This window comes from Chryseobacterium sp. SIMBA_029 (assembly GCF_046535275.1).
Classification (GTDB): domain Bacteria; phylum Bacteroidota; class Bacteroidia; order Flavobacteriales; family Weeksellaceae; genus Chryseobacterium.
In genome coordinates this window covers 255,113-268,575 of sequence record NZ_JAWRXA010000008.1, presented here as the reverse complement: position 1 = coordinate 268,575, position 13,463 = coordinate 255,113, and the positions used below count along the sequence as shown (strand labels likewise).

13 protein-coding genes are annotated in these 13,463 nt (G+C 36.2%); 6 read left to right on the top strand and 7 right to left on the bottom strand.

Annotation, left to right across the window (positions count from 1 at the left end):
• Nucleotides 1-2: 2 nt before the first annotated feature.
• Entirely contained in the window at nucleotides 3-383 is a 381-nt protein-coding gene (locus SB679_RS16305; protein WP_034710729.1) for an STAS/SEC14 domain-containing protein, read from the bottom strand.
• A gap of 110 nt (nucleotides 384-493) precedes the next feature.
• On the opposite strand from SB679_RS16305, the gene SB679_RS16300 reads away from it, so the two are divergent.
• Nucleotides 494-1,705, top strand: a complete 1,212-nt coding sequence (locus tag SB679_RS16300) for an NAD(P)/FAD-dependent oxidoreductase (protein ID WP_410703342.1) — start codon at nucleotides 494-496, stop codon at nucleotides 1,703-1,705.
• Nucleotides 1,706-1,717: 12 nt separating this feature from the next.
• On the opposite strand, the gene SB679_RS16295 is transcribed toward SB679_RS16300, so the two are convergent.
• Nucleotides 1,718-2,302, bottom strand: coding sequence for a Crp/Fnr family transcriptional regulator (locus SB679_RS16295; RefSeq protein WP_410703341.1), 585 nt, complete (start codon nucleotides 2,300-2,302; stop codon nucleotides 1,718-1,720).
• A gap of 190 nt (nucleotides 2,303-2,492) precedes the next feature.
• On the opposite strand from SB679_RS16295, the gene SB679_RS16290 reads away from it, so the two are divergent.
• Nucleotides 2,493-3,173: a C1q-like domain-containing protein gene (locus SB679_RS16290; protein WP_410703340.1), complete on the top strand. Its 681-nt coding sequence runs from the start codon at nucleotides 2,493-2,495 to the stop codon at nucleotides 3,171-3,173.
• A 51-nt stretch (nucleotides 3,174-3,224) separates the two neighbouring features.
• Here the strand turns inward: SB679_RS16290 and SB679_RS16285 are convergent, their stop codons facing one another.
• From SB679_RS16285 to SB679_RS16270, 4 genes are all read right to left on the bottom strand, one after another.
• Nucleotides 3,225-4,421, bottom strand: a complete 1,197-nt coding sequence (locus tag SB679_RS16285) for a vWA domain-containing protein (RefSeq protein WP_410703339.1) — start codon at nucleotides 4,419-4,421, stop codon at nucleotides 3,225-3,227.
• A 17-nt stretch (nucleotides 4,422-4,438) separates the two neighbouring features.
• Nucleotides 4,439-6,043 carry a DUF4139 domain-containing protein gene (locus SB679_RS16280; RefSeq protein ID WP_410703337.1) on the bottom strand — a complete coding sequence of 535 codons (1,605 nt, stop codon included), beginning with the start codon at nucleotides 6,041-6,043 and terminating at the stop codon, nucleotides 4,439-4,441.
• A gap of 149 nt (nucleotides 6,044-6,192) precedes the next feature.
• Nucleotides 6,193-6,870, bottom strand: coding sequence for an SIMPL domain-containing protein (locus tag SB679_RS16275; RefSeq protein WP_410703336.1), 678 nt, complete (start codon nucleotides 6,868-6,870; stop codon nucleotides 6,193-6,195).
• Nucleotides 6,871-7,047: 177 nt separating this feature from the next.
• Nucleotides 7,048-8,865, bottom strand: a complete 1,818-nt coding sequence (locus SB679_RS16270) for an amidohydrolase family protein (protein ID WP_410703335.1) — start codon at nucleotides 8,863-8,865, stop codon at nucleotides 7,048-7,050.
• A gap of 143 nt (nucleotides 8,866-9,008) precedes the next feature.
• Here SB679_RS16270 and SB679_RS16265 point away from each other — a divergent pair, with 143 nt between their 5' ends.
• From SB679_RS16265 to SB679_RS16250, 4 genes are all read left to right on the top strand, one after another.
• Complete coding sequence (locus SB679_RS16265; protein ID WP_410703334.1) at nucleotides 9,009-10,802, top strand: histidine kinase; 1,794 nt, start codon at nucleotides 9,009-9,011, stop codon at nucleotides 10,800-10,802.
• A gap of 1 nt (nucleotide 10,803) precedes the next feature.
• Nucleotides 10,804-11,526, top strand: a complete 723-nt coding sequence (locus tag SB679_RS16260) for a hypothetical protein (RefSeq protein ID WP_410703333.1) — start codon at nucleotides 10,804-10,806, stop codon at nucleotides 11,524-11,526.
• 36 nt (nucleotides 11,527-11,562) lie between these two features.
• Complete coding sequence (locus SB679_RS16255) at nucleotides 11,563-12,297, top strand: LytR/AlgR family response regulator transcription factor (protein WP_410703332.1); 735 nt, start codon at nucleotides 11,563-11,565, stop codon at nucleotides 12,295-12,297.
• A gap of 73 nt (nucleotides 12,298-12,370) precedes the next feature.
• Nucleotides 12,371-12,916 carry a lipocalin family protein gene (locus tag SB679_RS16250; RefSeq protein ID WP_410703331.1) on the top strand — a complete coding sequence of 182 codons (546 nt, stop codon included), beginning with the start codon at nucleotides 12,371-12,373 and terminating at the stop codon, nucleotides 12,914-12,916.
• A gap of 57 nt (nucleotides 12,917-12,973) precedes the next feature.
• Here the strand turns inward: SB679_RS16250 and SB679_RS16245 are convergent, their stop codons facing one another.
• Nucleotides 12,974-13,360 carry a hypothetical protein gene (locus SB679_RS16245; protein WP_410703330.1) on the bottom strand — a complete coding sequence of 129 codons (387 nt, stop codon included), beginning with the start codon at nucleotides 13,358-13,360 and terminating at the stop codon, nucleotides 12,974-12,976.
• Between the last annotated feature and the right edge of the window lie 103 nt (nucleotides 13,361-13,463).

Here is a 13,463-nt window from a genome sequence, read left to right as displayed (position 1 = left end):
ATTTATGCTTCTACTTCATTGCCGTTTTTGCACCAGTACAGCGCATTGTATAAATTTTCTTTCGGGAAAGATTTAAACTCTCCGGGCATTAACACACTGAAAATATCAGTGAAATTCTGAACGCCTTCTTTATCGGTTACAATTGCAGTTCTGTTCCACTTGGTTAAGTTTTTTAATCCTAAGAAGACATCCTGAAGCCAGGCTCCCATGGTAAAATTATCCAGATCCGTGTCCAAATACAATACGTAATTCAGTTCATCAAACTGTTCTACTTTTTCCTTCACCCATGGAATAACAACTTTTTCAAAATCTTCTTTCGTTATTTCTCCCGTTGCATTAAAAGCGGCAACATTTTCCGGAGCGTCTGGTATAATCGTTATCATAGTACTATATTTTTAATGTGATTTATATTATGTTAACCAACAAGAAGTGCACCATGAATAGGTGAGAGATCGTTAAAATATTCATAAATATTCCTACTTTAGTGTAAAATATGAATATGGATCTTAAATCGAATGAGCCATTTTGGTTGTTGAAAAATGGACTTATAGAGTCCTATCCCTCATTAAAAGCAGATGAAGAATGTGATGTTTTAATCATTGGCGGTGGGATTACCGGAAGTCTTATTGCCCATCAGATGGTAGAAGACGGATATAATACAATTCTTATTGATAAACGGGAAGTCTGCAACGGCAGTACTTCTGCAACGACATCCATGCTGCAGTATGAGATCGATGTTCCGCTTTTTGAATTAATAGAACAAATAGGAGAGAGGGGAGCTGTTGAAAGTTATAAAGCCTGTTCAAAAGCAATTGATACAATTGAGGAACTTGCGAAAAAAATCAGATCTGATGCAGGATTTAAAAGAAAAAAATCACTGTATTTTGCGGCTAAAAAGAAAGATGTTGACTGGCTGAAAAAAGAGTTTGTTGCGAGAAAAATTACAGGTTTTGAGGTGAAATGGCTTGAACCGGATGAAATATTTGAGAAATTTGGTTTTGAAACGACGTACGGCGGGATTGTTTCGAAACAAGGGGCAAGTATTGATGCTTTTAAATTTGCCCATGAACTATTGGAATATAATGTCAGAAAAGGATTGCAGGTTTTTGATAAAACAGAAATGAAGTCTGTGAAATATAGTAGAGATTACAATCTGGTTTCTACAGTCAACGGGCCTACAATTAAAGCGAAGAAAATCATCTACTGTGTTGGCTATGAAAGCAAAAATATGATCAAAGAACATTTTGTAATGTTAAAAAGTACCTATGCGGTAGTATCTGAAATTGACCATGATAAATTCAAAAATATTACGGGTACACTGGTCTGGAACACCGATGATCCTTACATTTATATGCGTACAACAGATGACGGAAGACTGCTGATCGGAGGCGGAGATGAAGATTTTTATGATGCTGAAAAACGGGACAGCCTTCTGAATACAAAAGAAAAATCGATTTTAAAATCTTTGAAGAAGATAAAACCCGATTATGAATTCTATACAGACTTTGTATGGGCAGGAACTTTTGGAGAAACAAATGATGGTTTGCCATACATTGGGGAGCATAAAAAATTTAAAAACTCCTATTTTGTATTGGGGTTTGGAGGCAACGGCATTACTTTTTCCGTAACCGGAATGGAAATGGTTTCCCTGTTTATGCAGAATAAAAAGCATCTTTTGTCAAAGTATTTTAAATTTGGAAGGTAGTCTGGCAGAAGGTTATTTTTTGTTATTTGAGTTGAAATATCGCTTCTTCATTCTGCTTAATGATACAGGATGCATGCCCAAATAAGTAGCAAGATCTTTAGATTTTACTCGTAAAATTAGCTTTGAATTCTGACTCAGTAAATGAAGATATCTTTTCTCGGGAGTTAAATGAAGAAGAGCAGAAAAGTTAAGATAAATTTCCATAGCCGTATTTTGCCAAAACATGAGCAGTAATGAGGAAATATTGGGATACTCATTGATTGTATTTTCTAAATCATTGTAATCAAATAAAAATATTGTTGTTTCTTCTAAAGTTTCATAAGTAAACGATGAGGGACGTTTCTGCATTAAAACTTCTAGAGATCCGTAAACATTATTTTCATGAAAAAACCAGATAGTTTTGTTGTTTTTGTCGTAAACTCGTATTAATCCCTTTTCAATAATGCCAACCTGCTCAGTTTGCTCTCCTTTGTATAATACTATTTTATTTGCGGGATAGTTTATTATTTTCATCAATTCAAGCAACTTTTGTTTATCGTTTTCATTTAAAAATTTGTTTTGATCAAAATATTTTTTTATAAATTCATTGTGGTTCATATTGTGTTTTTAGACAGGAATTTATAAATATTATTTTAACTTATTGAGATTATAAATTTATTTTAATTTTATTCTTAACATGAGTTAATAAATAGATTAGCTTTAGATAATAAATCACTTTCATGTAGAGTTAAATAGGGATTTTATAGGTTCTAAAATTTAAATTTGTTATCTACAAAATCTACAAATTATGAAAAGTGAAAAAGTTATTTTTGTGTTGCTGTTCTTTTTATGGACAGTAACTTGGTCTCAGGTTGGGATTAATACGGCGAACCCAACAGCAATGTTGGATTTAAATGGTAATTTTAGACTTGGCATAGCTGAGAAGTGTTTAGGTACATCCTGTGGAGACTCTCTTTTAGTAAGGAATAGTGGTGGATATGTTCAGACTGTTTCAAGAGATCAGATATTGAATTTAAGTGAAAAATCTTATGTTTCCGGTACTGGTCAGAGCAGTACCATTTTATTAACTGTTTCAGGAATTACCAATTGGTTAAAAATCATATTTGATAATACAATTATAGACGAGCATAATGATTTTGATATATCCAATAACACATTCACCGCACCGCATAATGGGATTTATGAAGTATATGTACAGATGAAAGCCTCTTCATTGGTTTCTGCTGAAGATTTAGGTGTAGGGATTGTTGTGAAAAAAGGAGCTGGTGCTCCAACAGTGGTTGCAGAAGAAAGCTTTATTAATATAAATGTTGTGGGAGTTAATGTATCATCATCTACCAGGAAAGCTCAAACTATAGTAGCATTAAATGCGGGTGATCAGATATTTTTCTGTGTGAAGACAACACTCCCGTCTTTAAGTTTGATATCAGGAAGTTCATCATTATTTACAATTTATCAGATAAAATAATGTGAATCACAAAAAACCGTCTGCAAAATATGAGACGGTTTTTTTTAATAATTACGAACTATACCCATTCTTTTTTGCCAGTTCCAGAATAGATCGCTCAATCGCTTTTCCCAGATCTTCGGAATCTGAATTCCCCCGTTTTTTTATTTCAAGATCGATATACTCCTGACGTTTTCTGGACAAGACTTCAATCTCTTTTTGAATTTTTCCGCGTTCAGAAGATTTTAGGGCAACAGCTTTCTGTATTTCTTCCTTACTTTTTCCTTTCAGTTCTGCAGGAAGTTCACTTTCTTTAACAGAAGCTATGAAATCTTTATCCTGTTCTGCCTTGTCCACCAAATCCCAATGTTCATTGTTGTAAGCATTTTTCTTGGATTTTGCTACGGTTCTTTCCACAAATGTGGCTGCAGACTGCACTTCCGCATTTTTGTCCTGCTGCATCTGTTTGTTTTTGTATTCGGAGCCATGGCTTCCATAATACAGATAGGTGCTGTTCAGTTTTGCATTCGTATTAGAGATCAGGACATCATAAGGAGTTTCAACAAAGAGTACTTTTCTGTCACTATCGATATTAAAATATTTTCCGCTTCCCAGAGTTGCTCCGTTCTGCCAGAACGTTTGGATTCCTTCCTGTTTGTCTCCACAAAAAATGGTATTGGTATAAATATTCTTACTTTTTGCTTTTTCGATCACTTCTTTATAATTGACTCTTCCCTGATCAAACGATTCATTTCCGGCAATATAGATCAGTTTCATACTCTTCTCATTGCTGTCCCAGTTAAGATTCATTGCTGCATCGCGGATTACGGCGCCGCAATATTCACTTCCGCCATTGGTTCTTAATGCAAAAAGCTTTTCGGATACCAGATCCAGATCCTGGGTAAGGGGAGTCACCTGACAGATGTAGTTTTCATCACGGATGCCGTCATTTCCATATTCGTAAAGAGCGATCTCAATCTGTGGAGCCTGGCCATTGTACTTTAAAGTGGTTAATGTATTGACGATGTTCCACAGTCTGGATTTCGCCTGATCAATCAGTCCGTCCATACTGTTTGAGGTATCCAGTAAAAGGGCAACCTGTATCTTATTGTCTTTTGCTGCCGCAGGAATCGGAGTTAAAGAAGCATTTTGTATAGATACTCTTTGCTGTGTAATACTGCTTTTGGAAGAGCATCGTACATCTGAAAGGTTGCCGGCGCTTAAAAAAGCAGTACCTGCAGCCAGGGTAAGGATTTTTAAAGTTGTCATAATTCTATTGTTTAAGGTTATCTGCTGTAATATTGAATATGCATTTCTTTTGGATATTTCACTTCGTAAGAGAAGGTGACGGTGTCTGTGATTCCGGTATTGAGTTTTCTGTTCCAAAGGATACTTCCGGTTTTTGCATCAAGGATTCCGTCGTCGATAGCTAATGCTTTTACCAGAATTTTGGAATTTTCACTGATCGGAAGCTGATCCAGGATTTCCAGTTCGATACTTTCTTTTGTGTTATTTCTGATACTGATTTGATAAGATTCTGTCTCCCATTTGTTGGTGTTCATGGTTTTCTGAGAGGTTTTGTCTTCCAGCTTTATTCTTTTCACAATAATTCTTTCATCAACCCCTAGGGAAATCGGGAATTCATCTTTTACATAATTGCTGGTGATATTAGTTTTTCCGATATAGTTATCTTCAAAATAAATATTGGCTTCCCCGGAAATCAGGTTTAGAGTCTGCCAGTTTTTCACAAACGCCATCAGAAATACCTGATTATTCAGCTTTGGAACGGTATGGTATTTATATGTTGCATCGATCTGCTTTTTATCAAGAATCACATACTGTTCTTTTTCCTGGCTTACAATCGTTTGGCTGTAATTCAGTTCATACATCATATTCATCTGGTTGTCGGAAACTACAGCGACAGGTACCTGACTGGGTTGTACTATATCTGCTCTCATCTGGTAAGAATTAACTTCTGCAGAGACTTTTTTCAATTTGTAACCGTCAGCTTCTGATTGTGAATTATATCCTGAATATTCAGCGACATACAATGGTGACAAAACAGGTCTGTTCTGATTGTAAGAAGGCCTGTATGTAGAGACGAACAGCTTGATATTGTTCCAGTCCTGGCCCGTTTTCTGATAAATTTTGCCTTTGTAAACCATTTCCAGCGGTTTTTTCACAGATTCTGCGCGCAGGTCGTAAGAAGGAACCCATCCTGCATTGGCGACAATATAGCTTATACCTAACGTCAGATTGGTCTCACGATCTGAAAGAATTTCAAGAACAAGCTCTTTGGTGTTGGGATTTTTATGTTTCTGCTCTTCTGCAAAATCTTTGTTGATCCTGGCGATGCTCTCATCTAAAACACTTTTCTGTTCATTAAGCAGAAAGGTCTGGTTGTCTATCTCCAGCATTCTTTTCCTGTAAAAATCAGTCAGCTTGATCAGCTGTTCCTGAGGAGTAGATCTGTCGTTGGTAGAAATTTTCAGATTGTCATTAATGATTTTCTGTTCTCCGGATAAATTATTGATTTGGATATTCAGAATATTGATCTGCCGTTGCAGCTTTTTTCTTTCATTATCCAGGTTCTTTTCTGTATCCGTCAATTCATCATTTTTTAAAAGATTATTCTGAGGGGTAATGGAAAGAAGAGTGGTGCTTTTTTCAAGATTGATTTTATAGGTATTTTCATCAAGATCATTAGGGAGATTCACTATCTTGATCTTATTTCTGCCTTTTTGGAGACTCACATTCGTGGTACCGAACACTTTTGCACCCTGAAGGAATACGGTGGCCTGTTTGATATCAATTTCCTTTTTGATTTCCTGAGCTTGAGCTCTGAAGAGAGAAACTGAACCGATTACGAATAGTAAAATATAGCGTTTCATAGTATATTGTTTTAAATTCTACAGTAAAATTATCTGAATTAAAGACTGCCTTTTTGAAGACTTGGTGAAAGGGCATTTTGGCTTGGTGAAGCTTATAATAGATAAAAAAAGAGGCAGCTCTTTCGAACTGCCTCTTATCATGTTATGATTTAAAGAATTTCATATCTTGTCTTGATGCTGTATTTCAGCTTGATGTTTTCTATAGTATCGAACGAATAGTCTACTGCCGTATCCGCAGCTTCCAATTGTACATTGGCCATTGCTCCTTTTCTGTAGGCAACCGGCATAACAGTATCACTGGTGTAGTCTTCAATTTCTACGATCTCCAGAGGAGTTCCGGTTTTTTTGCCGATGCTTTCCAACAGATAATCCGCTTTTTCTTTTGCGGCTTTTAAAGCGTTGATTTTAACTGCTTTCTTAAAGTCTGCAATTTTGGTGTTTTTGATTTCAGCAATATTCAGGTTGCTTACCCATTTCTGGTTTAGTTCCTCAAAAAGCTTACTGATATTGGTTTTTGCACTTGCTTTAAACTGAAATCCTTTTGTAAACTTGCCTGTTTTGGCATATACATTCTGGTACATCGACTTGAATTTGATGTCTTCATTTTTCACCCCATTATTTTTGAGTGTTTCAAATAACAGTTTTTCATTATCGGCCAGCTGGTTTTTGTTGTCTGCTTTTATTCCGATGCTAAAGATAATTTCATCCGGTTCTACTTCCATTTCGGCAACGCCTGTTACTTCAATTGCGTTTTTCTTTATTTCCTGCGCGTTGATAAAACTTCCTGCAGTTAATAATCCGATCAATAAAAAATGTCTCAATTTCATAATTTCTGGTTTAAATTCTACTGTAAAATTAGGAAGATTCAGAACCGGAAGCAGGAAGACTTGGTGAAACAGAGCTTTCACTTGGTAGAGGATTGAAGGGGTGAGCAAGAGATGATGGTAAAGAGGAAAGAATCAAGATCCAAAAACTAAACACCAAACACTAACAACCAAAAACCATCAAGGCAGAAAATAAACCTTCGAAATTTTATCATTCTTTATTTCATAGATGGCTGTGGCTTCCATTTTTCCGGGGCGGTCTAATCCTGAAACTATTTCCTTATCAATCACAAAATTTCCGTTGATAATTCTTTCTTTGATCTCACAGTGAAGATCAGTCAATGAACTGAACATACCGGTGTAGGTTTTGCGCATAGCTTCTTTTCCTTTACTCAGCAAAGTGCCGGGAAAAGTGTATAATTCTACATCCTCTGCATAAGGTTCCAGAAAAGCGTCAATGTTTCTTTCGTTATAGCCGTTTACCTGCTGTTGTACGAGCATTTCTGCGGTTACTTTTAGGATGTTGTCAGCGGGCATTGCCTGTCCGTTTTTAAAGACCATATCAATATCGGTAAGATGGTCCAGATTTTCAACCGGGTTAGAGCGCAGCAAGACAAGATCAGCTGTTTTACCTTCAGTGACGCTTCCCAAACTGTTTTCTGAATTAAAGATCTTTGTTGTGTTAATTGTTGCAGACTGTAAAACCTGCCAGTTGGTGAGACCGCTTGCTTTCATGGCTTTCAATTCTTCGATCAATGAAGTGGCATGCTGGGTGCCAATATTTCCGGCATCGGTACCTGCTGCAATCGTAACACCGCCATCCATTAATTTTTTTAGATTAATTCTTCTTATCTCATTGGTTGTATTTACATGATCAATTACTTTAGGGGAAGTCACCTGTGCTTTTAGCTTTTGAATCATCACTGAATCATCAGAATGCGACAGATGTTTCAGGTCATCAATTGAGCCGATGGTCTTCGGGTTGGAGTTTTCCAGTTCGTAGGTCGTATAGTTTTTATGCTGTCCAAAAGTAATGTAGTAATTATCCATTACCGTAAGGGTAGGGCTTACAATAACGTTTCTGGATTTCAAAAGTTTTACAAAATCGTCAGAAATCACTTCATCTTCTATATCATGAACCAGAAAATTAGCCCCGTTTTGTACTGCAATTTGTGCTGTAAAGCGTTCAGTGGCATGTACGGCTACCTTTAGATTGTTTTTATGAGCTTCATCAATAATAGCTTTGATCACTGGTTCCAGTTTTTTAGCCTGCTCTTCCTTCTTTTTGCCTTCACCAAATACGATATACCATATTTTAATGCAGTCAGGGTGATAAGGAAGCTGTTCCTGAACCAGTTGTTTAGCATCTTCTACCGTTGATACCAGTTTAAAAGGTTCATTGTTACCAAGGTTTTTAAATACTTCAGGCTCATAGGTGGTGATGAGCGGACCAGACATATATACGGTAGGCAGATTTTTTTTATTTTTAAATGAATCCCTAAGCGATAGAAAATGGTAAGTGGCGCCGGGGTCAATCACAGTGGTAATTCCGGATTTCAGATAACGCAGGAGCATCTCTTCCATGTGAGATTGTGTCCAGGCGATCTCTTTGTCATAAGGAACCTGTTTTCTAAGATCCAATGCATCAGGCCGTGTATACAGACCACCGCTCTGAAAAAAGTGAACATGAGAATCCGTCATACCGGGAAGCAGGAATTTGCCTTCTCCATTAATAATATCAGCCCCCTGCGGAATTTTCATTTTTTTTCCGGGTTTGATGGACGTAATAACGCTGTTACTGATCATTACTGTTTGGGCAGGAATGATTTTCTGATGGAGTACATCCACGATATTGACATTTTGAATATACATTTGTGCATCGGTAAGAGTAATACAGAGAAACGTAATCAGCAGGAGTTGTAGTTTCTTATTCATGGTTTCGGTCGAGTTTTTATTCGGTGATGTTACAAAGATAATAAAAGCAAGAATTTGCATCATGTCAGAATTTTAAAGCTATATTTTCAAAGAAGCATTTTAAATATTTTGAATCTGAAACTTGGTGAAAGGAAGCTTTCACTTGGTAAAGAATGGGACACTATATCCAAAGTTTTAGTTACTTTGCAGTAAAGATCTGAAATTCTGTGAAATCACTTTTCAACATACTATTCATTGTGCTCCTTGCGGCTGGAAATTTTTCTTCTGCACAGGATTCTACGCAGGTGGATAAAGTACTTAAATCTGCTTCAAGACTTAAAAAAGCGGTTGATAATAATGATAATAAAGGAGTTGCTGATACATATGTAGGCATTGCAAATGATTATTACAACCAGGGAAACTATGCAAAGAGCGAAGAGTTCCTGGTAAAAGCTAAGAGTATTTATCAACGTTTAAATGATAAAAAAAATCTTGAAACAGTAACCCGGAAATTAGCTCAGTCACAGGAAAAGCAAAATAAAATAACACCAGCCATTATTAATTACAACATGGCTGCTGACATGAATCACTCAGAAAAAAGCAGGGCAGTCAATATCAATGATGCTACCCGGCTCTCTTCTCCTACACAGGAACAAAAGGCGGAAGCCATTCAAAGTAATATAGACATTGGACTGAAAGATAATAAAAAAGCAGACCTGGCAGCAAGTTATAGTCAGATGGCGGATATTAATATTCAGGAGAAAAACACGCCTAAAGTTGAAGAAAATCTCAATAATGCCTACAAGATCTCAAAAGAAGAAGCACCGCAGCAGGCACTGGAAATTAATCAGAAGCTGACTAATTTTTATGTGACGAACAAGAATTTCGACAAAGCGATTGAAGCAAAAAAGAAAGTACTGAAAGAAGATTTCGTCAAAGATGATTCTCAGGAAAAAGTGAATCAGATCCAGGAACTGGCAGATATTTATATTAAAAAAGATGATGCAGGAGAAGCAATTGTTTTATTGAAAAATGCCTACGATATCGCTCTGGAGAAAGGACATACACTGGAAGCCCAGAAAAGTGTAAAACGACTCGACAGTTTATACAATGTTTCCGGAAATACCGATGCTTCGATGAAGTTATACCGTGATTTTCTTGGAAAATTGCCGGATATTGTTTCCAAAGACAGAAGTCTGATTGACAATAAAATTCTGGAAGATACCGAACAGCGAATTTCGCAGCTGGAAAAAGAAAAAGGATTAAAAGATGAACTCATCCGTAAGAAAAATGTCTTCAACTACAGCTTAATTGGAGTCTTAATCCTGTTGACAGGATTGATTATTTTTATTTTCAGAACACTCAAAAAAGTTCAGATCAAGAATAAAAAAATTGCCTTGCAGTCGCTTCGCAGGGAAATGAACCCTCATTTTATTTTTAACAGCTTAAATAGCGTTAATCATTTCATCGCCACCAATAACGAATTGGAAGCCAACCAGTATTTAACGAAATTCTCAAAGCTGATGCGTGGGGTGATGGAAAATTCAACACAGGATTTCATTCCTTTCCAGCAGGAACTGGATTTGCTTGAAAATTATCTCGCTCTGGAAAAAACACGTTTTGCCGATAAATTCGATTATGAAATTGTGGTCGATGAACATTTGAATATGCAGAGTCTTTTGGTTCCAGGCATGCTGGTACAGCCGTTTCTTGAAAATGCTATCTGGCACGGGCTCCGCTACAGAACAGAAAAAGGATTTCTAAAATTGATTTTTGAAAAAGATGCGATTGATTTAAAAATCACGGTTGAAGATAATGGAATAGGAATTGAAGAAAGTAAAAAACAGAAAACGCAGCATCAAAAAGCCAGAGAAGGAAGAGGAATGAAAAATACGTTGGAAAGAATTCAGCTGCTTAATGATCTGTATAAAAACAATATTACCTGCGTGATCAAAGATAAAGATCATAATAGCGGGGTTTTAGTGACCATAACTATTAATTTAACATCAAATAAACACTAACATGAAGAAAAATATATTGGTATTCATCTTATTACTATCCTCATTAGCAGGTATTGTTTCCGGACAGGAAATCAATCCTGTACGCCTTGAAAAAGTGCTGGAAAATTTAAAGCTTGACAAAACAAAAATTAAAGAAGAGTTCTGTACAGAAAAGAAAATGCCCAATGCAGAAGATTCTTATATCATCGTTATTCCTGTTTTACAGGGAAAAGAAGAAGAGGATCTTTTCACCGTACAAAATTTTATTTTGATTACAGATGAAAATGGGGGTATTAAAAATAAATACTTCGATCCTGAAGAAATTACTTCTGATGCTATTATGTTGCGTGGAATTACCATAGATACAGGATTGTACAGCATTAGTAACGGCATCCGTGCTTTTGGGGTGAAAACCAATTTTGAAGGCAGCAGCAGACCCAATCCGTATTCTTCAGAAGAAATCTCCATGTATTATCCTGAAGGTAAAAGTCTAAAAAAAGTTCTTAATAAGTTCAGCCTATATTCAAGTGGCGGAGAATGGGATACCAATTGTGCCGGCGAATTTGAAGATAGCCATTCTGTGATTATTGTAGATAAGGCAAAAACGAACAGTTTTACGGATCTTAAAATTAAAACGATATCTACCACCACAAAGAATAAAGTGGTGAATGGTGACTGTAAAGACACTCAAACCTCAAAAACCGGTTATCAGGTTTTACGATTTAAAAATGGGAAGTATCAATAAAATATCATCCGTTATATACCCTCAAATACCCTGAAAATGAAGATAAAAGCAGTAATCGTAGACGATGAGGTCATTGCAAGAGAAGTGTTAAGAAATTACCTCACCAAATACTGTCCTCAGATTGAAATCCTGGGCGAAGCAGAAAACAGTAAAGAAGCCGTTCCTCTCATTGCAGAAATACAGCCACAGCTCGTTTTTCTGGATGTGGAAATGCCTTACGGAAATGCCTTTGATGTGCTGGAAGCAACCAGTGAATTCTCCTATGAAACCATATTCATTACGGCATTTTCTCAATATTCTCTGCAGGCGCTTAATAAATCTGCAAGCTATTATATTTTAAAGCCTATTGATATTCAGGAGCTTATTTTGGCCGTTAATAAGGTAGCAGACAGCATTGAAAAGAAAAAAGAACTTAACCGAAACAAGATTTTACTTGAAAATCTGAAATTAAAACCCGAAAAGCAACAGCTGATTCTGCCTACATTACAGGGTTTTGATGTGGTAAAAATAGAAGATATTGTGAGATTGCAGGCAGATGGAAACTTTACCCAAGTGTATCTTACCGACGGTTCAAAGAAAATGGTATGCCGGTTCCTGAAATATTTTGATGATCTGCTTGAGGTTCCCTTTGTAAGAGTTCACCGGTCTCATATCATCAATACTAATTTTGTGAGGTCCTACCATAAAAGCGGAACGGCAATGCTTTCCGACCAGACCGAAATTGAAGTTTCAGGTAGTTTTAAAGACCAGTTTTTGAAAGTTTTTTCCTAGAATTTATCTTTCATTAACATCATAAAGGCATTGTTTTTGAAGATTTATAATAACCACAAAAACTTATATTATTATGAAAAATCTTCACAAAATTGCCATTCCCGTCTCATTAGGTATTTTAGGTCTTGTGATCTTCAATTCATGTTCTTCAGGAGGCATTACAAAAGGGGCAACGGCTGTTTCGAATTTCAATGCTGAAAAATATTTGGGAAGATGGTATGAAATTGCCCGTTTCGACTATAGATTCGAGAAAAATATGGATAATGTTACGGCCACCTATACTCAAAATGCGGATGGAACCATTCGTGTAGATAATAAAGGATACGATTACGTCAAAAAAGAATGGAAAGAATCCATAGGAGAGGCTAGATTTGTAAAAGATAAAACAGAAGCCAGATTAAAAGTTTCTTTTTTTAAACCTATTTGGGCCGGTTATAATGTGATAGACATTGATGAAGACTATCAATATGCTTTAGTAGCCGGAAGCAGTCTGAAATATCTTTGGATCTTATCCCGTACCAATACCATTCCTGAAAGTATTAAACAGCGTTTTCTGGAAAAAGCAAAAAAAATCGGATATAGCACAGATGAATTGATCTGGGTGAAACATGATAAATAATGATACGCAAAAAGGCAAAAGGGCAAATTTGGATTCAACAGATTTGCCCTTTTGTTTTTATATTTTCTTGTATTCTTTCCATTCTTCAAAACGCTGGTCGATGATAGGTTTGATCAATTCATAGTTTTCGAAAGTATCCTCAACGTGATAAAAACTTTCATATTCAAAATTATGTTCCTCAGCTTTTTTATCAAAAACAGCTGAATAATCATCGCCAAAAGAATTGTATTTTTTCGCGAAACTGGTATCATCCGTATAATAGTCGCGGGCAAAATGATTTCCCTGTTCATTAAGATCATGTTCAGAAAATTTTTCATCACACAGATCGATCAGAAACTCTGCTCCGGTCATTTCTTTTCTTTTTACCCTTTCAATTTCATCAGTGGTATCTTCATTCAGTTCCTTAGATAAGAAATTATTATTAATGCACCAGGTAAGAAACATTCCAATATGAGTGGATGCGTTTTCTTCAGATAGATTTTCAGGATATTCTCCGCCGTAATGCCAGGAGGCATCATCTATTTCGCCATTCTAGAGTTTTTAATGA

Bases quoted from the DNA above. Each gene is read 5' to 3' on its own strand.
- SB679_RS16305 (WP_034710729.1), bottom strand. From the start codon at position 383: ATGATAACGATTATACCAGACGCTCCGGAAAATGTTGCCGCTTTTAAT.
- SB679_RS16300 (WP_410703342.1), top strand. From the start codon at position 494: ATGAATATGGATCTTAAATCGAATGAGCCATTTTGGTTGTTGAAAAAT.
- SB679_RS16295 (WP_410703341.1), bottom strand. From the start codon at position 2,302: ATGAACCACAATGAATTTATAAAAAAATATTTTGATCAAAACAAATTT.
- SB679_RS16290 (WP_410703340.1), top strand. From the start codon at position 2,493: ATGAAAAGTGAAAAAGTTATTTTTGTGTTGCTGTTCTTTTTATGGACA.
- SB679_RS16285 (WP_410703339.1), bottom strand. From the start codon at position 4,421: ATGACAACTTTAAAAATCCTTACCCTGGCTGCAGGTACTGCTTTTTTA.
- SB679_RS16280 (WP_410703337.1), bottom strand. From the start codon at position 6,043: ATGAAACGCTATATTTTACTATTCGTAATCGGTTCAGTTTCTCTCTTC.
- SB679_RS16275 (WP_410703336.1), bottom strand. From the start codon at position 6,870: ATGAAATTGAGACATTTTTTATTGATCGGATTATTAACTGCAGGAAGT.
- SB679_RS16270 (WP_410703335.1), bottom strand. From the start codon at position 8,865: ATGATGCAAATTCTTGCTTTTATTATCTTTGTAACATCACCGAATAAA.
- SB679_RS16260 (WP_410703333.1), top strand. From the start codon at position 10,804: ATGAAGAAAAATATATTGGTATTCATCTTATTACTATCCTCATTAGCA.
- SB679_RS16255 (WP_410703332.1), top strand. From the start codon at position 11,563: ATGAAGATAAAAGCAGTAATCGTAGACGATGAGGTCATTGCAAGAGAA.
- SB679_RS16250 (WP_410703331.1), top strand. From the start codon at position 12,371: ATGAAAAATCTTCACAAAATTGCCATTCCCGTCTCATTAGGTATTTTA.
- SB679_RS16245 (WP_410703330.1), bottom strand. From the start codon at position 13,360: ATGTTTCTTACCTGGTGCATTAATAATAATTTCTTATCTAAGGAACTG.